Below are 22,844 nucleotides of genomic sequence, written 5' to 3'. Positions count from 1 at the left end.
AAACGTCGGATTATCGGCCCCTGGGCGGTGGTCGGCGGGCCGGACCGGCAGCTTCTCCCCAGCCGGGCGGGAACGACACGAAGCGGCGCGGCACCGGCCGGAGGGGCACGGAACACGACACCGGCCCCCGCCGGAGCGGGGGCCGGTGCGGGGCCGGACGGATCAGTTGGCGATGACCAGGTGGAACGGCCGGTCCGAGGCGCTGCCGGAGGAGCTGCGCGTCTGCACGAAGACGGCGTTCGGGGTGAGCGTGCGGGGCGCGACCGACACCTCACCGGCCGGCGGCACGTTCGCCGTGTCGTTCGTGCCGATGGTCGCCACGTACGCCTTGGCGGACACGTTGTAGTCCAGCAGCACCTGGTACTGCCCCGGCGACACCCCGATGCCCGGGGTGAACCGGAACGAGGACACCACGTTGCCGGAGTGCTGCAACAGCGTGCCGTTGGCCGCCACGACGGCCCAGGCGACCTGGCCGGCGGCCGGCGGGGCCAGGGTGGCCCGCATCGCGGTCCGGGCGGCCTGCCGCTCGACGGCGGTCACCGGCGGCTGCGCCGTGGAGTGCCGCGGGCCGGGCTGCGGCTTCGCCTCCGGCTGGGCGGCAGCGGCGATCCCGCCACCGGCCAGGCTGAGCGACAGCGCGGCAAGCGCCACCACCGTCGCCTTCCGCTTGAAGAATGTGGCCATGAGTTCTCCCTTTGTAGACCGTGGTGATACGGCGACTGCGCGCGTCAAATTGCGGATCATCGGGCATCCGCTCGGGAGCGCACCGCTCGTGAGCTGGCCTTACTACAGAGAGTCGCGACGTCTCAACCAGGTGGAACCTAGCACCGGAAAATGTGGGCGGTCAATAGCGTTATTGCGTGTCCGACCGATCGGCAAAGATGGCCGCAAAATTGCGAGGAACAATTCACGAAATTGTTTCGGAGGGCATCGCGCCGACCCGGCTCCGGGTAGCCTCACCGTCGTGATCACCATGCCGCGACCAGCCCGGGCCGGCACCCGGGGCGGCCGCCTGGCCACCGCCGCATACTGGCTCGCCGTCGCACCGGTCGCCGCGTGGGCGCTGGTACGCCTGACCGGGCTGGAACACGGTCCGCTGGTGCAGGCGGTCGCGTTCACGCCGTACGCCGCCGCCGTGGCCCCGGTCGTGGCGGTGGCGGCACTCGCCCTGCGGCGCCGCACCCCGGCGGTGGTCGCGGTCCTGGCCGCGCTGGCGCTGATCGGCGCGGTGGCGCCCCGTGCGGTCCCCGGCGACCGGCCCGCCGCCGACGGGCCGACGCTGCGGCTGCTCACCGCCAACCTGCGCCTCGGCTCGGCCGACCCGGCGGCGCTCGTGGACCTGGTCCGGACTCGGCGGGTCGACGTCCTCACGGTGCAGGAGCTCACCCCGCCGCTGGCGGCCGAGCTGGACCGGCTCGGCCTGGCCGAGCTGTTGCCGCACCGGTCGCTGACCCCCGAGGTCGGCTCGACCGGCTCCGGCGTGTACGCCCGGCACCCGCTGCGCGACACCGGTCACCGGCGCAACAAGGGCTTCTTCTTCACCCAGGCGTACGTCACGGTGACCGTCCCGGGTGCGCCACCGCTGCGGGTGGAGTCGGCGCACCCGGCCGCGCCGTACGCCCCGCACGTGGTGCCGGACTGGTGGACCGACCAGCGCGCCCAGCCGCCTGCCACCCCGGACGGCGGGCTGAGCGTGCTGGCCGGCGACTTCAACGCCACGCTCGACCACGCGGCGCTGCGGGACCTGATCGCCACCGGCTACACCGACGCGGCGGACGCGGCCGGGGCGGGGTTCGGCGGCACCTGGGGCCCGTACGACGGCGACCCGATCCCGCCGGTCACCATCGACCACGTCCTCGTGGACCGGCGCATCGCGGTGCGCGCCGCCCGCACCTACCCGGTGCCGGGCAGCGACCACCGCGCGCTGCTGGCCGAGCTGCGCCTGCCGGCCGGGTGAGTCAGGCCGCGCTCCCGCCCGGCACCCGGGCCCGGTCCAGGCCGTAGGTGAGCGCGTCGACCAGGGCGTGCCAGCTCGCCTCGACCACGTTCGGGTGCACGCCCACTGTGGTCCAGTCGCGGCCGGCGCCGGCGGTCTCCACGAGTACGCGCGTGACAGCGCCGGTGCCGTGGCTGCCCTCCAGGATGCGCACCTTGTAGTCGGCCAGCTCGAACTCGCGCAGCTCCGGGTAGTGCCGGGCCAGGCCGACACGCAGCGCCTCGTCCAGCGCGTTGACCGGGCCGTTGCCCTCGGCGGTGGCGATCACCCGCTCGCCGCGTACCCGGATCTTCACCGTCGCCTCGGAGACCACCGCGCCGTCCTCGCGGTGCTCGACGATCACCCGGTACGACTCCAGCGCGAACGGCCGGGCCGGCGCGGCATCCGGCAGCTCGGAGCGGACCAGCAGCTCGAACGAGGCGTCGGCGGCCTCGAACGACCAGCCGTCGGCCTCCAGCTCCTTGACCCGCCCGGTGACCCGGGACAGGGCGTCCGGATGGCCGGCCAGGTCCAGACCGAGCTCGCGGCTCTTGAGCTCGATGCTGGCCCGGCCGGCCATCTCGGTCACCAGGATCCGCATGTCGTTGCCCACCACAGCGGGTTCCACGTGGTTGTAGAGCAACGGGTCGACCTTGATCGCGCTCGCGTGCAGCCCCGCCTTGTGAGCGAAGGCGGCGGCCCCGACGTAGGCCTGGTGGGTGTCGGGGGCGATGTTGGCGATCTCGGAGATGGCGTGCGAGACCCGCACCATCTGTTCCAGGCAGCCCTCCGGTAGGACGGGCATGCCCAGCTTGAGCTGGAGGTTCGCGACGATCGCGAAGATGTCGGCGTTGCCGGGGCGCTCGCCGTACCCGTTGGCGGTGCCCTGCACGTGCCGGACGCCCGCCTCGACCGCGGCGATGGTGTTGGCGACCGCGCAGGCGGTGTCGTTCTGGGCGTGCATGCCGAGTCGTTCCGGCGCGATGCCGGTCCGCGCCACCAGTTGCTCGACCACGGCGGTGACCTGGGAGGGCAGCATGCCGCCGTTGGTGTCGCAGAGCACGAACCGCTCGGCGCCGGCGGCCAGCGCGGTCTCCGCCACGGCGGCGGTGTAGCCCGGGTCGAACCGGAACCCGTCGAAGCAGTGCTCCCCGTCGACGAAGACGCGCCGCCCCTGCGCCACCAGGTACGACACGGTGTCGCGGATCATGGCGAGGTTCTCCTCGGCGGTGGTGCGCAGCGCGCGCTCCACGTGCCGCAGGTCCGCCTTGGCGACCAGGGCCACGGCCGGGGTCCGGGCGTCGAGCAGGCCGCGCACCTGCGGGTCGTCCTCGACCGCGAGGCCGGCCTTGCGGGTGGCCCCGAAGGCGACCAGGATCGCGTGCCGCAGCTCCAGCTCGGTGCGGGCGCGGCGGAAGAACTCGGTGTCCTTCGGCACCGCGCCCGGCCAGCCGCCCTCGATGAAGCCGACTCCGAGGTCGTCGAGCAGGCGGGCCACCGCCAGCTTGTCGACCACCGAGTACGTGAGCCCTTCGCGCTGCGCGCCGTCGCGCAGCGTCGTGTCGTACACCTGGAACGTCATCGGAGTCCTCTTCTCGTGCCCTGGGGAGCAAACAAAAAGACCCCCCGCGGATGCGGGAGGTCTGCGCGCTCGGCGGGGGAAGGGCCGGCGCGCTAGCTGCTAATGATCAGGACGAAGCTGGTCACGACCCGTACTCTGCCACCCCGGCTCCGGTTTTGGGAGGCGAAACCCATATTCCGGGACGATCGCGCGTGCGGTGATCGTCTTCACACCCGGCCACCGCCCGCCACGAGCGCAAACGGGGCTACGGAAGAATCTTGAACTGATCCAGTTACTGGCCCGGCCACCTCGCCCGGCCACGTTCAAGGAGGACCCGTGCTCACTGTCGGTGACCACTTCCCCGAGTACGAACTCACCGCCTGCGTGTCGCTCGACGCCGACAAGGCGTTCGAGACGATCAACCACAAGTCCCACGAGGGCCAGTGGCGCGTCGTGTTCTTCTGGCCGAAGGACTTCACCTTCGTCTGCCCCACCGAGATCGCCGAGTTCGGTCGCCTCAACGGCGAGTTCGCCGACCGCGACGCCCAGGTGCTCGGCGTCTCCGTCGACAACGAGTTCGTCCACTACGCCTGGCGCAAGGACCACCCGGACCTGCGCGTGCTGCCCTTCCCGATGCTCAGCGACATCAAGCGTGAGCTGACCTCCGCCTGCGGTGTGCTCGGCGCCGACGGTGTCGCGCAGCGGGCCACCTTCATCGTGGACCCGAACAACGAGATCCAGTTCGTCATGGTGACCGCCGGTTCGGTCGGCCGCAACGTCTCCGAGGTGCTGCGGGTGCTCGACGCCCTTCAGACCGACGAGCTGTGCCCATGCAACTGGAACTCCGGCGGCGCGACGCTCGACGCCAAGGCGCTCCTCGCCGGCGCCGGGGCCTGACCATGGGCCTGGACGCGATCAAGGCGGGCCTGCCCGAGTACGCCAAGGACATCCGGCTCAACCTCGGCTCCACCATCACCACCTCGACGCTGAAGCCGGAGCAGGCGTGGGGCACCGCCCTGGCCTGCGCGGTGGCGGCCCGCAACCCGGTGGTGCTGCGGGAGATCGCCGCCGAGGCGGCCGGTCACCTCACGCCCGAGGCGGTCGAGGCGGCCAAGGGCGCGGCGGCGGTCATGGCGATGAACAACGTCTACTACCGGGCCAAGCACCTGATCGGCGACGAGCAGTACGCGTCGCTGCCGGCCCGGCTGCGAATGCAGATCATCGCCCGCCCCGGTGTGGAGAAGACCGACTTCGAGCTGTGGTGCCTCGCCGTCTCGGCGATCACCGGCTGCGGCGTCTGCCTGGAGTCGCACGAGAAGACGCTGCGCGCGGCCGGGTTCAGCCGTGAGCAGGTGCACGAGGGGCTGCGGATCGCCGCCGTCGTACACGCCGCCGCGGTGACCCTGGACGCGGAGGCCGCACTGGCCTGATCGACCGGCCCGCACGTGCCCGACCGGCACCGCACGGGCCGACGACCCGAGGGGCCGGCGTCACCACCGTGGCGCCGGCCCCTCGGCGTCGGCGGGCCGGCCGCCGGCGGGTTGGTGCCCGGACAGGGTGGGTAACCCTCCCGACTGACGACGGCGCCGCGACGGCCGCGGCCCTGGGGACGGGAGGCGGCACATGGACGGACTGGACCCGCGCGCCACGCACGGCGGCACCGAGCCGATCCTCGACGACGGCCGGGGCACGGTCGCCGGGGGCGCCCCGGCGGGCGCCTTCGACCCGTGGCGCTACCGCGACGAGGCGGGTGTGGCGAGCGCCGACCTGACCGGCTACAAGGTCGAGGCCACCGACGGCGCCATCGGCAAGATCGACCGGGCGAGCCACGAGGTGGACGACAGCTACCTGGTCGTGGACACCGGGCCGTGGATCTTCGGCAAGAAGGTGATGCTCCCGGCCGGGACCGTGAACCACGTCGACCACGACGCCCGCACCGTGCACGTCGACCGGGAGAAGGACCAGATCAAGGCCGCCCCGGAGTACGACGAGTCCAGCCACGCCGAACCGGGCTACCGGGACCGGCTGGGCGGCTACTACGGCGAGAACCACTCGGCGCTGCCGCCGGACGTGCCGCCGCGCGCCTGACATCCCGGCGACGGCCGGCGGGGACGGACGAACGCCCCGCCGGCCGTTACCGTGTCGGATGTGGACGCCGCGCAGAGCCCCTTCCCCGCCCTGTTCAACTTCCGCGACGTCGGCGGATACGCCGCTCGGGACGGGCGCACGGTCCGCCGCGGCCGGCTCTACCGCTCCGACTCGCTGCACCGCATCGACGAGACCGACCGGAGCGCGTTCACCGCGCTCGGCATCCGTACCGTCATCGACCTGCGCCGGCCGTCCGAGGTGGAACGTGACGGGCGGGTGCCCGACTACGACGGGCTGACCTACCGGCACATCCACCCCGAGCACGCCGACTGGGGTGCGAACCGGTTCGACGCCTCCGGCGTCAGCCTGGCCCGCTACCTGGCCGACCGGTACGCCGACCTGGCGCGTACCGGAACCGCCGGGCTCGCCGAGGCGGTCGGGCTGATCGCGGACAGCGCCAACGCCCCGGTGGTGGTGCACTGCGTCGCCGGCAAGGACCGCACCGGCATCGTCTGCGCGCTCACGCTGGCAGTGCTCGGGGTGCCCGACGAGGACGTGGTAGCCGACTACGCGCTCAGCACCGCCGCGTCGCGGCGCTTCACCGAGTGGGTCCGGGCCACGCTGCCGGACGCGGAGGAACCGCCGCCGCCGTTCCTGGAATCGCCGGCCGAGGCGATGGAGCTGTTCCTCGCCGAACTGCGCACCGGCTACGGGTCCGTCGAGGGCTACCTGACCCACGCCGGCGTCACCGAGGCGCAGGTGGAGTCCCTCCGCACCCACCTCCTGGACTGACCCGGCCTCGCGGTGATCGAGGAGCGAACCCCTCGATCACCGCGAAGCGCCGTCAGAGGACCCGGGTGACCCAGCCGTACGGGTCGGCGGCACGCCCGCGCTGGATGTCGACGAGCTTCTGCCGCAGCGCCATCGTGGCCCGGCCCGGCTCGCCGCCGCCGATGAGGAACTCGCCGTCGGGGAAGCGCACGCCGCCGATCGGGGTGATCACGGCGGCGGTGCCGCAGGCGAACACCTCGCGCAGCCGGCCGCTCGCCGCGTCGGCCCGCCAGTCGTCGAAGGCGACCGGCGCCTCCCGCACCTCGTGCCCGGCCTCGGCGGCGAGGGTGAGGATCGCGTCGCGGGTGATGCCCGGCAGGATCGTGCCGCCCAGCGGCGGGGTGACGATGCTGCCGTCGTCGTAGACGAAGAAGACGTTCATGCCGCCCAGCTCGTCGACGTACCGCCGCTCGACCGCGTCCAGGAACACCACCTGGTCGCAGCCCGCCTCGATCGCCTCGGCCTGCGCGGCGAGCGAGGCGGCGTAGTTGCCGCCGCACTTGGCCGCGCCGGTGCCGCCGGGCGCGGCCCGGGTGTAGTCCGGCGAGACCCACACCGTCACCGGCTTCACGCCACCGGCGAAGTACGCACCGGCCGGCGAGGCGATCACGCAGTAGAGGTATTCGTTGGCCGGGCGCACACCGAGGAAGACCTCGCTGGCGAACATGAACGGCCTCAGGTAGAGGCTGGCGTCCTCGTGCTCGGGAATCCACGCCTGGTCGATCTCGACCAGCCGGCGCAGCGACTCCACGAACGTCGCCTCCGGCAGCTCCGGCATGGCCAGCCGGCGCGCCGACGCGGCGAACCTGGCCGCGTTGGCCTCGGGACGGAACATCGTCACCGCGTCACCGGTGCGGTACGCCTTCAGCCCTTCGAAGATCTCCTGCGCGTAGTGCAGCACCGCCGCGGCCGGGTCCATCGGGATCGGCGCGCGCGCCTCCAGGCGGGCGTCGTACCAGCCCTTGCCCTCGGCGTAGCGGATGGTGACCATGTGATCGGTGAAGACCCGGCCGAAGCCCGGGTTCGCCAGCAGGGCGGCCCGGTCGGCGGCGGATACCGGCGCGGGATTCGGACGGATCTCGAAATCGAGCATGTCACCACCGCTCATCGCGCTGACCTCCCTGCGGGTTCACGGCATGCGGGATCGCACGCCGACGTCACTGGTGCCAGAAACTTACCCCGAACGGTCGTTCAGCGGATAGCTCCGCCCCGGCGGATGCGACGCGCCGGACGGTCGGGTGGGCCCGGTGACGGGTCTGGCGGCCCGGTACCGGGCCGCCAGCAGGGTCGGCCCGGTCAGGCTACGGCGTACGCGGCGAGCCGGTCGCCGACCTCCTCGGTGCGCAGCGGCGTCCCCGGCGTACGCCCGGCCAGCTCGGTGCCGACCGCGGCGGTGACCCGGGCGGCGGCGTCGGCGTGGCCGAGCTGGTCCAGCAGCAGCGCGGCGGACAGCACCGCGGCGACCGGGTCGGCGACGCCCTGGCCGGCGATGTCCGGCGCCGAGCCGTGCACCGGCTCGAACATCGACGGGTAGCGCCCCTCGGGGTTGATGCAGCCGCTGGCCGCGAGCCCGATGCCACCGGTCACGGCGGCGGCGATGTCGGTGAGGATGTCGCCGAATAGGTTGTCGGTGACCACCACGTCGTACCGGGACGGGTTCGTCACCAGGAACATCGCTGCGGCGTCGATGTGCTGGTATTCCGTGGTCACGTCCGGGTGCTCGGCGGCCACCGCGGCGAAGGCGCGCGCCCAGAGCGACCCGGCGTGGGTGAGCACGTTCGTCTTGTGCACGAGCGTGACCTTGCGCCGCTCCCGGCGGCCGGCGCGGGCGAACGCGTCGCGGATCACCCGCTCGACGCCGTGCCGGGTGTTCAGGCTCTCCTCGGTGGCCACCTCGGCCGGGGTGTCCCGGTGCAGCGCGCCGCCGGCGCCCGCGTACAGCCCCTCGGTGCCCTCGCGGACCACCACGAGGTCGACCTCGCCGGGCTTGACCGCCGCGAGCGGACCGGCCACGCCGGGCCAGAGCCGGGACGGGCGCAGGTTGACGTACTGGTCGAAGGCGAACCGGAGCTTCAGCAGCAGACCGCGCTCCAGCACACCCGGCGGCACGGTCGGGTCGCCCACCGCGCCCAGCAGGATGGCGTCGTGACCGGCCAGCTCGTCGAGGACGGAGTCGGGCAGCACCTCGCCGGTGCGATGATAGCGCGCCGCGCCCAGGTCGTACTCGGTGGCCTCGATCCCGGGCACCACCGCGTCGAGGACCTTGCGGGCCTGCGCGACCACCTCGGGTCCGATGCCGTCGCCGGCCACCACCGCGATGTGTGCCACCTGGCGCTCCTCGTCTCGTCGTTAGGCGCAACCGTACGTCGCCGTCCCGGCCCCCGGTACGAATCTTCCATCATCCGGGACGGCGAATCACAGGAGGCTCCCAGCCGACATTCATGGTGCGGTCATCTCCACTGCTTAGGGTCGAGTTCACGGGTCGACGGGGGCCCGGAATCCGGCACCGCCGCGACGTAGCGGCGACCACCGAGGGGGCAGGTGTCATGCGGATCGAGCACCGGCGGGCCCACTGGGCGGACGAGCAGCCACGTACCCGCTGGGTCGACCAGTCCGCGTTCCGCCCGACCCACCCGGACCTGCACCTGGGCGCCACGAACCACCGCGTCGAGCGGTCCGGTGCTGCGGCGTCCGGCCGGATCAGCGTCCGCCACACCGTCACCACCTCGACCGCCGACTACACCATGCTCCTCAACGCGCCGGAGTGGTTCGGCCACCGGGCGGTCAGCGAGGCGCTACGCGACGCCGTCGCCGAGCTGCGCGCCGTCGACCTCACCTACGGCCCGAACCGGCCGGACAGCCTCGTCTCCCGGCTGCGCCGCGACGAGATCAGTCCCGACTCGTACCCCCCGCTGGCCGACCTGATCGACCTCTGCGCCGCGATGCGGGCGGCGACCGACGGCTGGTTCGACGCCTGGGCCGTGCCGGGCGGCTTCGACCCGGGCGGCCTGCTCGGCGGCTGGGCGGTGGAACGGGCCGCGGCGCGGTTGCGCGCCGCCGGCATCCACGACTACGCCGTGCTCAGCGGCGCCGACCTGACGGTACGCGGGCACGCCGCCCACGGCGGCCCGTGGCGCGTCGCCGTGCACCACCCCACCGACACCCGCCGGACACCTGTCGTGCTGGAGATGACGACGGGCGCGGTCGGCACCTCGGGCGTCACCGGCCGGCGGGGGCACGTCATCGACCCGCACACCGGCGAGCCGACCGACCGGCTCGTGGCCGCCACCGTGCTCGGCCCGAACCTCGCAGTCGCCGACGCCTACGCCACCGCCCTGTACGCCGCCGGACCGGCCGGGCTGGCCTGGTTCCGTCACGACACGGACTACCGCCCGCTGTTCGCGCACCACCGGCGCTGAGTCGCCGTCGGCCCGCACGACACCGGCCGGGAGCGCGATCGGCCCCCACGGTCTCGGCAACGACCGTGAGGGCCGGTCAGCGACGAGTGCGCGTGGCTCGCGCAATCGAGGGGTGCGGGCCGAGGGGCCGGGCGCCCGACCGCGCCACCCGAAGACGGGCCGGGGATCGACTCAGCGGAAACCGCATCGGTACGCTAGCGAATCGACGCAACTCGACGCAAGAGTCTCCACAGCGGACGCCGGGTGAACGATGTCGGCAATCAGCGGTGAACGCACGGTGGGGCAGAGGTGACGGGCCGGGCCCGGGATGGCACGCTGTCCGCCGTGAGTTTCGATCTGAGCGTGTGGGCCCTGCCGAACGGGGCGACACCGGAGCAGGTGCGGGCGGCCGTGCAGCAGTGCCGCGAGGGCCGCCACGGCGAGCAGCACCCCGACCCGCGACTCGTCGCCTTCTACCGGGCGATCACGGCGAGCTATCCGGACCGCCCGGCCCGGCCCGGTACGCCGTGGGAGGCGCCGCTGCACACGGCGGCCGACCACATCGAGATGAACCTGAACCCGGCCTGCCCCGATCAGGTCCTGCTGGACGTCGAGCGGCTGGCCGGCGAGCACGACCTGATGCTCTTCGACGCGCAGGACGGCTCGGTCTACCCGCCGCCGGCCCGCGTCCGTTCCTGACCCACCGGGACGACGAAGGGCCCGGCCGATCCGGCCGGGCCCCGATATGTCCTGTCCGGACTACACGTCGCGCAGGTCGGCCGCGCTGGCCGCGACCGCGCCGATCGAGTCGGCGGCGGAGGTGAGCAGGTCGGCGCCGAGCGCCTGGTCGACGGTCAGCGTCATCAGCGTCTCGCCACCGGCCTCGCGGCGGGCCACCTGCATGGCCGCGATGTTGACGCCGGCCTCGCCGAGCAGCGTGCCGACGGTGCCGACCACGCCGGGCCGGTCCGCGTAGCGCAGGAAGACCAGGATGCCCTCCGCGCCGATCTCCACGTCGAAACCGTCCACCTCGGTCAGCTTGAACACGTCGCGGGTGCCGGTGTGCGCCACGGTGCCGGAGACACGGACGGTGCGCCCGTCCGGCAGCGCCCCGCGCACGGTCACCAGGTTCGGGTGGTCGACGGTCTCGCCCGGCGTGGCCAGCGTGACCTCGACGCCCCGCTCGGCGGCCAGGTGCGGCGCGTTGACGTAGGTGACCTGCTCCTCCACCACGGAGCTGAACAGCCCCTTGGTCGCGGCGAGCTTGAGCACCGACACGTCGTGGGCGGCGATCTCGCCGCGCACCTCGACGGTGACGCTGGCGGCCACCCCGCCGGCCAGGGCGGTAAACGCCCGGCCCAGCCGCTCGGCCAGCGGCAGCAGCGGGCGGACGTCCTCGGCGACCACGCCGCCGGCCTGCACGTTCACCGCGTCCGGGACGAACTCGCCCTGGAGCGCGAGCTTGACGCTCTTGGCCACCGCGAGACCGGCCTTGTCCTGCGCCTCGTTGGTGGAGGCGCCCAGGTGCGGGGTGGCCACCACGTTGTCGAAGGCGAACAGCGGCGAGGAGGTGCACGGCTCCTTGGCGTACACGTCGACACCGGCGCCGGCGACCCGGCCCTCCGCGATCGCGTCGGCGAGCGCCTGCTCGTCGACCAGGCCGCCGCGGGCGGCGTTGACGATCCGGACGCCCGGCTTGACGATCGCCAGTTCCTTCTCGCCGATCAGGCCGACCGTCTCCGGCGTCTTCGGCAGGTGGATCGAGATGAAGTCGCTCTCCCGCAGCAGCTCCTCCAGCCCGACCAGGCGGACGCCGAGCTGCGCCGCGCGGGCCGGCTGGATGTACGGGTCGTACGCGATCAGCCGGGTGCCGAACGCGGCGATGCGAGACGCGAAGAGCACGCCGATGCGGCCGAGGCCGACCACGCCCACGGTCTTGCCCTGGATCTCGACGCCGGTGTACTTGGACCGCTTCCACTCCCCCGCCTTGAGCGCGGCGCTGGCGCTGGCGGTGTTGCGGGCGACCGCGAGCAGCAGCGCGACGGCCTGCTCGGCGGCGGAGACGATGTTCGAGGTGGGCGCGTTGACGACCATGACGCCCCGGGCGGTGGCGGCCGGCACCTCGACGTTGTCCAGGCCGACGCCGGCCCGGGCGACCACCTTCAGCCGCGGCGCGGCGGCGATCGCCTCGGCGTCGATCTGGGTGGCGCTGCGTACGATCACCGCGTCGGCCTCGGAGAGGGCGGAGAGCAGAGCGGGGCGGTCGGTGCCGTCCACGTGGCGCACGTCGAAGTCGTGCGCGAGCACCTCGATGGCGGCGGGGGCGAGTTCTTCGGCGATCAGTACGACAGGATTCATCGGTCCTCGTAGACGCTCGGTAATGGTTCGGCCTGGGGCGCCGGGACGCCGCGCTGCGCCCTGCGCCGATCCGTGCCACGGCCGTCGGGTGCGCTCGGGCACCACACCAAGGAATGGTAGGTGCCTGCCCGCTCTCCGGGTCGCGGACTACGGGGTGAGCGCCCTCACACAGGTCCGTCGCACGCCCGTCATCCCCCGTTCACCGGGGGCGGTGCGGGACGAGGCGTTACTCACCGTGTCCCAGCACGTGAACGAACGGCGGCCCGCGGCCGGACGCCGGGGAGAGCGTCGGGCCGCGGGCCGCACGAGGGAGAAGCTCAGGCGGTCTCGGTGATCGGCCGGTCGACCCAGCTCATCATGGCCCGCAGCTTCTGCCCGGTCTCCTCGATCGGGTGCGCCGCGCCCTCGGCCCGCCACTTGGCGAAGTTCGGCCGGCCGGCCTCGTCCTCGGCCACCCACTCGCGGGCGAACTCGCCGGACTGGATCTCGCCGAGGATCTTGCGCATCTCGTCCTTGACCCGCGAGTCGATGACGCGCGGGCCACGGGACAGGTCGCCGTACTCGGCGGTGTCGGAGATGCTGTAGCGCATGCGGGCGATGCCGCCCTCGTACATCAGGTCGACGATCAGCTTCAGCTCGTGCAGGCACTCGAAGTAGGCCACCTCGGGCGCGTAGCCGGCCTCGGTGAGCACCTCGAAACCGGTCTGCACCAGCGCCGCCGCGCCACCGCACAGCACCGCCTGCTCGCCGAACAGGTCGGTCTCGGTCTCCTCGGTGAACGTGGTCCGGATCGCGCCGGCCCGGGTGCCGCCGATCGCCTTGGCGTACGCCAGGGCCAGGCCGAACGCGTTGCCGCTGGGGTCCTGCTCGACCGCGACCAGGCAGGGCACGCCCTTGCCGTCGACGTACTGGCGGCGGACCAGGTGACCGGGGCCCTTCGGGGCGACCATCGCCACGTCCACGTCGGCCGGGGGCTTGATCAGGCCGTACCGGATGTTGAAGCCGTGGCCGAAGAACAGCGCCTTGCCCGCGGCCAGGTTCGGCGCGATGGCCTCGGCGTAGAGACCACGCTGGGCGGTGTCCGGCGCCAGGATCATGATCACGTCGGCCTCGGCCGCCGCCTCGGCGGGCGTGAGCACCCGCAGGCCCTGCTCCTCGGCCTTCGGCCGGCTCTTCGAGCCGGCGGGCAGGCCGATCACCACGTCGACGCCGGAGTCGCGCAGCGACAGCGCGTGCGCGTGGCCCTGGCTGCCGTACCCGATCACGGCGACCTTGCGGCCCTGGATCAGGCCCAGGTCGGCGTCGTCGTCGTAGAACACCTCAACGCTCATTGACTTCCCTTTCGTACGGCGGTGCCCGTCGGCCCGTCGAAAAACTTGTGGGTACGGATCAGGCGGCGCGCAGGGCCGGGCCGGCGGTGATGGCCCGCGAACCCCGCCCGATCGCCACGGTGCCGGACTGGACCATCTCCTTGATGCCGAACGGCTCCAGGTCGCGCAGCAGCGCGTCGAGCTTGTCCGGCGTGCCGGTGGCCTCGATGGTCAGCGTGTCCGGCGCGACGTCGACCACCCGGGCGCGAAACAGGCCGACCGTCTCCAGCACCTGGGCGCGGGCCGCGCGGTCCGCGCGGACCTTGACCAGCAGCAGTTCCCGCGCCACCGACACCTGCGGATCCAGCTCCACGATCTTGAGTACGTTGACCAGCTTGTTGAGCTGCTTGGTCACCTGCTCCAGCGGCGAGGACTCGGCGTTGACCACGATGGTGATGCGCGAGACGTCCGGGTTCTCGGTCTCGCCCACGGCGAGGCTGTCGATGTTGAACCCGCGCCGGGAGAACAGCCCGGAGACCCGGGCGAGGACACCCGGCTTGTTCTCCACCAGCACGGACAGCGTGTGCATAGTCATAGCTGTGCCTTCCTCGTCATGCCCTCATGGCCCTCGCTGCGCTCGGTGCATTCGGTCATGACCGGCACCTTCCTCGTCATGCCCTCATGGCCCTCGCTGCGCTCGGTGCATTCGGTCATGACTACAACTCGTCCTCGTCGAACGCGGGGCGCACACCCCTGGCGAACATGATCTCGTCGTTGCTGGTGCCGGCGGCGACCATCGGCCAGACCATCGCGTCCTTGCCGACCACGAAGTCGATGACCACCGGCGCGTCGTTGATCGCCATGGCCGCCTCGATGGTCTTGTCCACGTCGGCGGCGTTCTCGCAGCGCAGCCCGACGCAGCCGAGCGCCTCGGCGAGCTTGACGAAGTCCGGGATGCGGTGCTTGTGCGTGCCCAGCTCGGTGTTGGAGTAGCGCTCCCCGTAGAACAGGGTCTGCCACTGCCGCACCATGCCGAGATTGCCGTTGTTGATCACGGCGACCTTGATCGGGATGCCCTCCAGCGCGCAGGTGGCCAGCTCCTGGTTGGTCATCTGGAAGCAGCCGTCACCGTCGACCGCCCACACGGTGGTGTCCGGCTTGCCGACCTTCGCGCCCATCGCGGCCGGAACGGCGTAGCCCATGGTGCCCAGGCCGCCGGAGTTGAGCCAGGTGTGCGGCTTCTCGTACGAGATGAACTGGCTGGCCCACATCTGGTGCTGGCCGACGCCCGCCACGTAGACCGCGTCCGGGCCGGCGATCTCGCCCAGCCGCTTGATCACGTACTGCGGGGAGAGCGTGCCGTCGGCCGGCTCCTCGAAGCCCAGCGGGTACCGCTCGCGCAGGTCGTCGAGCTGGGCCCACCAGTCGGTCAGGTCGGCCGGCGGGTGCGCGGCCTGCTCGGCGGTGACGGCGGCGATCAGCTCGTCGATCACGTGCCGGGCGTCACCCACGATCGGGACGTCGGCGTGCCGGTTCTTGCCGATCTCGGCCGGGTCGATGTCGGCGTGCACGACTGTCGCGTCCGGCGCGAACGAGTCCAGCTTGCCGGTCACCCGGTCGTCGAAGCGGGCGCCCAGCGCCACGATCAGGTCAGCCTTCTGCAGGCCGTAGACCGCGGCGACGGTGCCGTGCATGCCGGGCATGCCCAGGTGCTGGCGGTGCGAGTCGGGGAACGCACCCAGCGCCATCAGCGTGGTGACCACCGGGATGCCGGTCTGCTCGGCCAGCTTGCGCAGCCCCTCGGTGGCGCCGGCCTTGAGCACGCCGCCGCCGACGTAGAGGACCGGACGGCGGGCACCGGTCATCAGCCGGGCCGCCTCGCGGATCTGCTTGCCGTGCGGGTGCAGCGTCGGCCGGTAGCCGGGCAGGTCGAGCGTGGGCGGCCAGGAGAACGTCGCCGGCGCCTGGAGCACGTCCTTCGGGATGTCGACGAGCACCGGGCCGGGCCGGCCGGTCGCGGCCAGGTGGAACGCCTCGGCCAGCACGCGGGGGATCTCGTCGGCGGTCTGCACCAGGAAGTTGTGCTTGGTGATGGGCAGCGTGATGCCCTGGATGTCCGCCTCCTGGAAGGCGTCGGTGCCGATCGACGGCCGGGCCACCTGCCCGGTGATCGCCACCATCGGGACCGAGTCCATGTACGCGTCCGCGATCGGCGTCACCAGGTTCGTCGCGCCCGGACCGGAGGTGGCGATGCAGACGCCGACCCGGCCGGTGGCCTGCGCGTAACCGGTGGCCGCGTGCCCGGCGCCCTGCTCGTGCCGGACCAGGATATGCCGGACCGTGGAGTCGTAGAGCGGGTCGTAGGCGGGCAGGATCGCGCCGCCCGGAATGCCGAAGACCACGTCGACGCCGAGCGCCTCCAGCGACCGCACGAGCGAACCGGCGCCCGAGACCTCCGCGGTGGCGGGCTCCCGTACGGGCGTCTCGGTGGTGGCGGCCGCCGGGACGGTACGGCCGGGGCGGGCGGCGGGGTCGGAGTCACCGGCCGCGCCGGTGCCGGAGCGGGCACGGCGGGCGGAGTGGGCGAGGGTCTCTGGCGTGGGTCTCGTCATGGCGGTTCAAGCCTTCGGAAGTGAGTGGGTGACGCGCTTCTCAGGATGGGACGGGAGGTCCCGGCGATGGTCCGACGGCAACAAAAAAGCCCACGTGCAGGATGCACGGGGCCAGCGCACTCTCGGTGGGAGAGTGCGCTCAGGTAAGTACTCGCGGCGACCGGTTCGACGACATGCGGCTAAGCCTGACGCATCTCACGCGATGAGTCAACTGATCCCACATTTTGGTTCACGGACGTGGGCGTGTCGGTCGCCGCGACCCCCTCCGCGCCCGGCGCCACCTGCGAAGATCCCTCCATCGAGGGACGCGGGGCGGGCGGGTTGTTGCGCAGCCGGGGCAGCAGCGGCGACGGGGCGCGCGCCGGCGCGGGCGGCGGCACCGGCGGCATCGCGGTGTGCCGGTTGCCGGGCGCCGTGGCCGCCTCCAGCATCGCCTCCAGGTGCTCGGCCGGTACGCCCCAGCCGAACAGCGCGCCCTGGCCGAACCGGCACCCGGCGGCCACCACCGCAGCCAGCTCGGTCGGGTTGGTGACGCCCTCGGCGATCACCTCCAGCCCCAGCTGGTGCCCCAGGCGCATGACGATGTCGACCATCGGGGCGAACGCCGGACCGTCCCGCCCGACCGGCCGGACCGGCTCGTGCTCGGCGACCAGACTGTGGTCGATCTTCAGGATGTCGATCGGCAGCCGCCGGAGCTGGCCGAGCGACGAGTAACCGGCGCCGAAGTCGTCGAGTGCGATCCGGACGCCGGTCAGCCGCAGCGCGGTGAGCCGCCGGATCAGCTCGTCCAGGTCGGTGGCGACCGCGTGCTCGGTCACCTCCAGCACCAGCCGCTGCGGCGGCACGTGGTGCGCGCGCAGCGCGTCGGCGACCTGGACCACGTACTCGGGGGCGTGCAGCTCGCGCGGCGACACGTTCACCGACACCCAGACGTCGTGCCCGTCGGCCAGCCAGCGGGAGAGCTGGTAGCAGGCCTGGTGCAGCACCCACGCGCCGAGCTTGGCGATCATCCCGCACTCCTCGGCGAGCGGGATGAACTCGTCCGGCCGGACGTTGCCCAGCTCCGGGTGCCGCCAGCGCAGCAGCGCCTCCGCGCCGACCGGCCGCACCGACGGCAGCGAGGCCACCGGCTGGAAGACCAGCCGCAGCTCGTCGCGCTCGATCGCGCCGCGCAGCTCGTGCTCCATCCGGGTACGCCGGCTCAGCAACTGGTCGTAGGTGGCGTCGTAGCGCTCGATCCGGTTCTTGCCCCGCTGCTTGGCGTAGCGCAGCGCCAGGTCGGCGTTGCGCAGCAGCAGCTCGACGTCCTGCTCACCGTGCCCGGCGGCCACGCCGATGCTCACCGACAGGAAGACCGGCCCGTCGCCCTGCTCGTACGGGCGGCCGAGCACCCCGAGCAGGCGGTCCGCGACCGGGCCGGGGTCGGCCGACCCGTGCATCAGCACCGCGAACTCGTCGCCGCCGAGCCGGGCGGCCAGGTCACCCGGGCGCAGGTTGCCCCGCAGCCGTCGCCCCACCTCGATCAGCACCGCGTCGCCGACGTCGTGCCCGCGCATGTCGTTGACGTTCTTGAAGCCGTCGAGGTCGAGCCCGAGCAGCACGCACGGCACGCCCGCCTCGGCACTGCGGTGCAGGGCACGCAGCAGCCCGCGCCGGTTCGCCAGCCCGGTCAGCGGGTCGGTGTGCGCCAGCTCGCGGAAGTGCGCCTCCCGCTCGGCCAGCCGGATGGCGTAGCCGCGGACGTCGTTGAGGGCGAGGTACTGCCGGGTCACCAGGGCGAACCCCTCGACCGTGCCGGCCACGATGGCGTACCCGTCGAACCCGCCGCCCTGCACCAGGTGGTAGATCGCGGAGGCGGCCATGGCGAACATCGGCACGAAGGCGTACTCGCCGTCGCGGCGGATGAAGTCGACGTCGAGCTGCGTCAGGTCGGCCCGGCGCCCGGCCACGGCGGTGGCCAGCAGACCGGCGGCGGTCAGCACCGCGCCGGTGAGCACCATGCCCGGGCCGGCCTGGCAGAGCCCGGCGGACACGGCCAGCCCGCCGGCCGTCACCGCTATCGCGCCGGCGGCGAGCAGCGTGAGCCATCCGCGCGGCGGCGCGACCCGCAGCACGACGATCACTGTGAGCCCCGTGGTGAGCGCCGCGCTCACGGTGGCCAGCACGATCGGCAGGCAGGCGACGGGTGTGGCGTCGCCGAGCAGCCGGGTCGGCTCGCTGAACGCCACCCAGCCGACGAACCAGAGCGCGCTGCCCATGATCAGGCCGTCGAGCAGCAGCCGGGCGGTGGCGGCCCGGGTCGCGGCCGCGCCGGGCAGCCGCAGGACGGCGGCGCCGAGGCCGAGCGCGGCGAGCGTCGTACCGGCGGCGACGAGGACCGCCCATCCGGTCCGCTGGCCCTGCCGGTGCGCCCAGTGGTCACCGGCGGCCAGCAGACCGCCGAGGCCGACCAGGAGGCTGAACAGGGCGGCGCCGGCGGCGACCGCGAGCAGCAGGTGAGCCGGCCGGCGGGGGCCGGTGCGACGCCGCACCGACGCGACGAGCAGCACGGCGGCACCGGCCGCGGCGATCCCGCTCAACACCGCGACGGTGACCATCCCCGGGGACGACTGCACGCGTCAACTCTGCCGGATGAGCGCCTCCCGTGGGGGACCGGGTGTGCAACTGTTGGGACACAGGGTGCGCGCGGCGGAGTCGCCGCGCGGATGGTGTCAGACTGGTTGTCATGCCTGAGCTGCGGTCGAGGACCTCCACCCATGGTCGGACGATGGCCGGCGCCCGGGCCCTCTGGCGGGCCACCGGGATGACCGACGACGACTTCGGCAAGCCGATCGTCGCCATCGCGAACAGTTTCACCCAGTTCGTACCCGGTCACGTCCACCTCAAGGACCTCGGTGGCCTGGTCGCCGACGCGGTGGCCGAGGCCGGCGGCGTCGGCCGGGAGTTCAACACGATCGCCGTGGACGACGGCATCGCCATGGGCCACGGCGGCATGCTCTACTCGCTGCCCAGCCGGGAGCTGATCGCCGACGCGGTGGAGTACATGGTCAACGCGCACTGCGCGGACGCCCTGGTCTGCATCTCCAACTGCGACAAGATCACCCCGGGCATGCTGCTGGCCGCGCTGCGGCTCAACATCCCGACCGTCTTCGTCTCCGGCGGCCCGATGGAGGCCGGCAAGACGGTGGCGATCGAGGGCGTGGTGCACTCCAAGATCGACCTGATCGACGCCATGATCGCCTCCTCGAACGAGGCGGTAACCGACGACCAGCTCGGCGAGATCGAGCGCTCCGCGTGCCCGACCTGCGGCTCCTGCTCCGGCATGTTCACCGCCAATTCGATGAACTGCCTCACCGAGGCGATCGGCCTGGCCCTGCCGGGCAACGGGTCGACGCTCGCCACCCACGCCGCGCGGCGGTCGCTGTTCGTCGAGGCCGGGCGCACCGTCGTCGAGATCGCCAAGCAGTGGTACGAGAACGACGACGCCTCGGTGCTGCCGCGCTCGATCGCCGGCCGGGAGGCGTTCGAGAACGCGATCGCCCTCGACGTGGCGATGGGCGGATCCACGAACACGGTGCTGCACCTGCTCGCCGCCGCCCGCGAGGCGGAGCTGGACTTCGGCGTGGCCGACATCGACGCGATCTCCCGCCGGGTGCCGTGCCTGGCCAAGGTCGCCCCGAACTCCCCGAACTACCACATGGAGGACGTGCACCGCGCCGGCGGCATCCCGGCCATCCTCGGTGAGCTGGACCGCGCCGGGCTGCTGCACCGCGACGTGCGGTCGGTGCACTCCCCCAGCCTCGACAAGTGGCTGGCCGACTGGGACGTGCGCGGCGGCGCGGCCCGGCCGGAGGCGGTCGAGCTGTTCCACGCCGCGCCGGGCGGGGTGCGCACCACCGAGCCGTTCTCCACCACCAACCGCTGGTCGTCGCTGGACACCGACGCGGCCGGCGGCTGCATCAGGGACCGGGAGAACGCGTACAGCGCGGACGGCGGCCTGGCCATCCTGCACGGCAACCTCGCGCCGGCCGGCTGCGTGGTGAAGACCGCCGGTGTGCCCGAGGAGTGCCTGACGTTCCGCGGCCCGGCCAAGGTCTACGAGTCGCAGGACGACGCGGTGACCGCGATCCTCGCCAAGGAGATCGTCGCCGGGGACGTGGTGGTGATCCGCTACGAGGGCCCGAAGGGTGGCCCCGGCATGCAGGAGATGCTCTACCCCACCTCGTTCCTCAAGGGCCGTGGGCTGGGCCGCTCCTGCGCGCTGCTGACCGACGGCCGGTTCTCCGGCGGCACCTCCGGCCTGTCCATCGGGCACGTCTCCCCGGAGGCGGCCTCGGGCGGCCTGATCGCGCTGGTCCGCGACGGCGACGAGATCGTCATCGACATCCCGGGCCGGTCGATCGAGCTGAACGTGCCCGCCGACGAGCTGGAGGCGCGGCGGGTGGCCGAGGAGAAGCGGGACCGTCCGTACACCCCGGTCGACAGGCAGCGTCCGGTGTCGGCGGCGCTGCGCGCGTACGCGTCGATGGCGACCTCGGCCAGCGACGGCGCCTACCGTCGCGTCCCCGAGTGACGTAAGGAAGGGCCCCTTCTTAACGCCTCCGGTAGAGGAGGGGGCCCTTCTTAACACCAAAGATTCGCGAAGCGAACCGGCTCCGCCAGCACGGCTGCTGCTGCGTCGAGGTCGGCGAGGCGTGCCGCCAGGGTCGCGGCGGCAAGCCGCTCGGGCAGGGCTGCGCCGAACTTGAGGCCGGCGACAGCACGCCGGTCGATGTCGGGAAGGCACAACCGTTCACCGGCTCCGGTCACCACGGCTCGCCACTGGTCCCTTGTCACATCCCGGCGGAGCCGGATGGCACAGTCGTCGAAGCGCTGCGAGGGGTCGATCACCTCGCCGAGCGTGGCGGCCAGCGTAGCGTTGCCCCGCAGACCCGCCCAGGTCCACCAGTGAAGCTCGCCGCGGGAACGCACGACGCAGGTACCTCCCGGGTGGACCAGGGACGAGCGCTCCTCCCGGATCGTCGCGAGCCGGCTCGCCGCCCTAGTGGTCAACCGCACCGGCGGGTCGTTCCCGAGCAGGACCTCCCGCATCGCTCGGGTCAGCGGAAAGCTCGACCCGAGCCACCCCTGCGAGGTCCACCGTGCTCGGCCCCCGCCGTCCGCGGGTTCCACGAAACAACGCCGTCTGCGCCAGTCGACGTAGGTGACCCGCCAACTCCGGCCGCCGAGCAGCAACCGGCGGTCGCCCCGTACCTCCTCGGTGAGCAGGCTCGGGTCAATCCGCCCGATTTCCTGGCGCCCGTGCAGGACGGTGAACTCCGGCGGGCCGGTGAACACCGCCGTCAGCTCCATGAAATGTCTTCGGCCGAATCGGCGTTCCGCCTGCGTGCCGATGAACATCAGCCCGCCGTCGCTGTCCAGGTAGCCCTCCTCCGTCAGGTGACGCACAACGGGCTGGGCGGTGTGGTCAAACGGGGCCAGCCCGTTCCATGCCTGCGCCCAGAGGCGGCTGCCGACGCGGCCCTCCTGCAGACAGAGCGCGAGCATTTGCTGGGCGACGATGTGACGAGGCTCGGGCGGTGGGAGGACGGGCTCCACCCAGCCTTCGCCCCACAATGACAGCAGAGCGGCTGCCCTGGTCAGCTCCATAGCACTGCGGCAGAGAAAGAGGCAGTTGCGCGAACTGCCCGGTCTGCGGCCGCTGCGGCCGAGCCTCTGCAGAAAGGACGCGACAGTTGACGGTGAGTCGACCTGGACCACTCGATCCAGGTCCCCCACGTCAATACCGAGCTCGAGCGTGCTGGTGGAAACGATGACGCAATCTCTGGCCTCGGCGAACGCCTGCTCTGCCCGGCGCCGCTCGTCGAGTGAGAGCGAAGCATGGGAGAGGAAGGTGGTGACACCGCGTTCGCGGAGCAACTGTGCCAGTTCCTCGACCGTCTGCCGGGACTCACAGAAGACCAGCCGCTTCTCTCCTCGATGCAGCGCGGCGATGACGACGGCTGCGTTGGCCAGGGAGCCTACATAGTCGAGCTCGACCTGACCGGGTGGCTGCGTAGACGCGGATAGGGCTCCCTCGGTGGGACGTGAGGGTGCGACGACGACACCAGGTCGGCTGTCTGCGCCGGCACCCTGCAACCACCGGAGCAACTGGTCAGGGTTCCCCACGGTGGCCGAGAGCCCGACCCGCTGCAGCGGGTGTCCGGCCAGCCGGGTCAGCCTCTCCAGCAGCGCCAGCAGGTGCCAGCCGCGGTCGTCGCCGGCGAAGGCGTGCACCTCGTCCACCACGACGGCTCGTACGCCGGCGAGGAACATCCGATGGTCCACGTTCGCGCTGACCAGCATCGACTCGATTGATTCGGGAGTGGTCAGCAGGATGTCTGGGCGTTCCCACAGCGTCCGTCGGCGAGCCGTTGTGCTCACGTCGCCGTGCCAGAGTGCGACCGAGCGGCCGAGCCATCCGGCGTACCGTTCGAGCCGGGGTAGCAGGTTGTTGAGCAGTGCCTTCAACGGGCACAGATAGATCAGTGAGGTGCCGTCCCAACGCTCGCCTGCCATGCGTGTCAGGAGCGGGAAGATCGCCGCTTCGGTCTTGCCGCCCGCCGTAGCGGCGAGCAGTAGCGCGTCGTCCCCTCGGGTCACAGGTGCCAGGGCGTCTCGCTGCAGCGGCCGCAAGTCCGCCCAACCGAGGCTGTTGACCACGTGGTGCAG

Annotated in this window: 18 protein-coding genes; 8 read left to right on the top strand and 10 right to left on the bottom strand. The window is 72.4% G+C overall.

Going from position 1 to position 22,844, the window contains the following annotated elements:
- Window positions 1–162: 162 nt before the first annotated feature.
- Complete coding sequence (locus MICAU_RS06590; RefSeq protein WP_013284517.1) at window positions 163–684, bottom strand: hypothetical protein; 522 nt, start codon at window positions 682–684, stop codon at window positions 163–165.
- Between the two features lie 289 nt (window positions 685–973).
- On the opposite strand from MICAU_RS06590, the gene MICAU_RS06585 reads away from it, so the two are divergent.
- Window positions 974–1,957 carry an endonuclease/exonuclease/phosphatase family protein gene (locus tag MICAU_RS06585; protein WP_013284516.1) on the top strand — a complete coding sequence of 328 codons (984 nt, stop codon included), beginning with the start codon at window positions 974–976 and terminating at the stop codon, window positions 1,955–1,957.
- 1 nt (window position 1,958) lies between these two features.
- Here the strand turns inward: MICAU_RS06585 and cimA are convergent, their stop codons facing one another.
- Window positions 1,959–3,557, bottom strand: coding sequence for a citramalate synthase (gene cimA, locus MICAU_RS06580; protein ID WP_013284515.1), 1,599 nt, complete (start codon window positions 3,555–3,557; stop codon window positions 1,959–1,961).
- 315 nt (window positions 3,558–3,872) lie between these two features.
- Here cimA and MICAU_RS06575 point away from each other — a divergent pair, with 315 nt between their 5' ends.
- The 4 genes from MICAU_RS06575 to MICAU_RS06560 all read left to right on the top strand — a co-directional run bounded on the left by MICAU_RS06575 (window position 3,873) and on the right by MICAU_RS06560 (window position 6,416).
- Window positions 3,873–4,433 carry a peroxiredoxin gene (locus tag MICAU_RS06575; RefSeq protein WP_013284514.1) on the top strand — a complete coding sequence of 187 codons (561 nt, stop codon included), beginning with the start codon at window positions 3,873–3,875 and terminating at the stop codon, window positions 4,431–4,433.
- Between the two features lie 2 nt (window positions 4,434–4,435).
- Entirely contained in the window at window positions 4,436–4,966 is a 531-nt protein-coding gene (gene ahpD / locus MICAU_RS06570) for an alkylhydroperoxidase, AhpD family (protein ID WP_013284513.1), read from the top strand.
- 193 nt (window positions 4,967–5,159) lie between these two features.
- Window positions 5,160–5,624 (top strand): hypothetical protein, encoded by a 465-nt coding sequence (locus MICAU_RS06565; RefSeq protein WP_013284512.1) that lies wholly within the window; start codon window positions 5,160–5,162, stop codon window positions 5,622–5,624.
- Window positions 5,625–5,675: 51 nt separating this feature from the next.
- Entirely contained in the window at window positions 5,676–6,416 is a 741-nt protein-coding gene (locus MICAU_RS06560) for a tyrosine-protein phosphatase (RefSeq protein WP_013284511.1), read from the top strand.
- Window positions 6,417–6,468: 52 nt separating this feature from the next.
- Here the strand turns inward: MICAU_RS06560 and MICAU_RS06555 are convergent, their stop codons facing one another.
- On the bottom strand, window positions 6,469–7,563 hold the full coding sequence (locus MICAU_RS06555) for a branched-chain amino acid aminotransferase (RefSeq protein WP_013284510.1): 1,095 nt from the start codon (window positions 7,561–7,563) through the stop codon (window positions 6,469–6,471).
- 188 nt (window positions 7,564–7,751) lie between these two features.
- Complete coding sequence (locus tag MICAU_RS06550) at window positions 7,752–8,783, bottom strand: 3-isopropylmalate dehydrogenase (protein ID WP_013284509.1); 1,032 nt, start codon at window positions 8,781–8,783, stop codon at window positions 7,752–7,754.
- A gap of 218 nt (window positions 8,784–9,001) precedes the next feature.
- Between MICAU_RS06550 and MICAU_RS06545 the strand changes: the two genes are divergently transcribed.
- On the top strand, window positions 9,002–9,874 hold the full coding sequence (locus MICAU_RS06545; RefSeq protein WP_013284508.1) for an FAD:protein FMN transferase: 873 nt from the start codon (window positions 9,002–9,004) through the stop codon (window positions 9,872–9,874).
- Between the two features lie 324 nt (window positions 9,875–10,198).
- Window positions 10,199–10,552, top strand: coding sequence for a hypothetical protein (locus tag MICAU_RS06540; RefSeq protein WP_030270079.1), 354 nt, complete (start codon window positions 10,199–10,201; stop codon window positions 10,550–10,552).
- Between the two features lie 60 nt (window positions 10,553–10,612).
- On the opposite strand, the gene serA is transcribed toward MICAU_RS06540, so the two are convergent.
- The 5 genes from serA to MICAU_RS06515 form a co-directional block, all read right to left on the bottom strand.
- Complete coding sequence (gene serA, locus MICAU_RS06535) at window positions 10,613–12,211, bottom strand: phosphoglycerate dehydrogenase (protein ID WP_013284506.1); 1,599 nt, start codon at window positions 12,209–12,211, stop codon at window positions 10,613–10,615.
- A gap of 317 nt (window positions 12,212–12,528) precedes the next feature.
- Window positions 12,529–13,542: a ketol-acid reductoisomerase gene (gene ilvC / locus MICAU_RS06530; RefSeq protein ID WP_013284505.1), complete on the bottom strand. Its 1,014-nt coding sequence runs from the start codon at window positions 13,540–13,542 to the stop codon at window positions 12,529–12,531.
- A 58-nt stretch (window positions 13,543–13,600) separates the two neighbouring features.
- Window positions 13,601–14,116, bottom strand: coding sequence for an acetolactate synthase small subunit (gene ilvN, locus MICAU_RS06525; RefSeq protein WP_013284504.1), 516 nt, complete (start codon window positions 14,114–14,116; stop codon window positions 13,601–13,603).
- Between the two features lie 121 nt (window positions 14,117–14,237).
- Window positions 14,238–16,133 carry an acetolactate synthase large subunit gene (locus tag MICAU_RS06520; RefSeq protein WP_013284502.1) on the bottom strand — a complete coding sequence of 632 codons (1,896 nt, stop codon included), beginning with the start codon at window positions 16,131–16,133 and terminating at the stop codon, window positions 14,238–14,240.
- A gap of 179 nt (window positions 16,134–16,312) precedes the next feature.
- Window positions 16,313–18,748, bottom strand: a complete 2,436-nt coding sequence (locus tag MICAU_RS06515) for a putative bifunctional diguanylate cyclase/phosphodiesterase (protein WP_013284501.1) — start codon at window positions 18,746–18,748, stop codon at window positions 16,313–16,315.
- 110 nt (window positions 18,749–18,858) lie between these two features.
- Here MICAU_RS06515 and ilvD point away from each other — a divergent pair, with 110 nt between their 5' ends.
- Window positions 18,859–20,706 carry a dihydroxy-acid dehydratase gene (gene ilvD / locus MICAU_RS06510; protein ID WP_013284500.1) on the top strand — a complete coding sequence of 616 codons (1,848 nt, stop codon included), beginning with the start codon at window positions 18,859–18,861 and terminating at the stop codon, window positions 20,704–20,706.
- Between the two features lie 50 nt (window positions 20,707–20,756).
- Here ilvD and MICAU_RS06505 read toward each other — a convergent pair whose 3' ends face one another.
- The gene (locus MICAU_RS06505; RefSeq protein ID WP_244879736.1) at window positions 20,757–22,835 is read right to left on the bottom strand and encodes a DEAD/DEAH box helicase; all 2,079 of its coding nucleotides are present in this window, start codon (window positions 22,833–22,835) and stop codon (window positions 20,757–20,759) included.
- Window positions 22,836–22,844: the final 9 nt, after the last annotated feature.

Source organism: Micromonospora aurantiaca ATCC 27029 (genome assembly GCF_000145235.1).
Taxonomy (GTDB): domain Bacteria; phylum Actinomycetota; class Actinomycetes; order Mycobacteriales; family Micromonosporaceae; genus Micromonospora; species Micromonospora aurantiaca.
The sequence above is the reverse complement of the archived record's forward strand: the minus strand, read 5'-3'. Positions and strand labels throughout refer to the sequence as shown.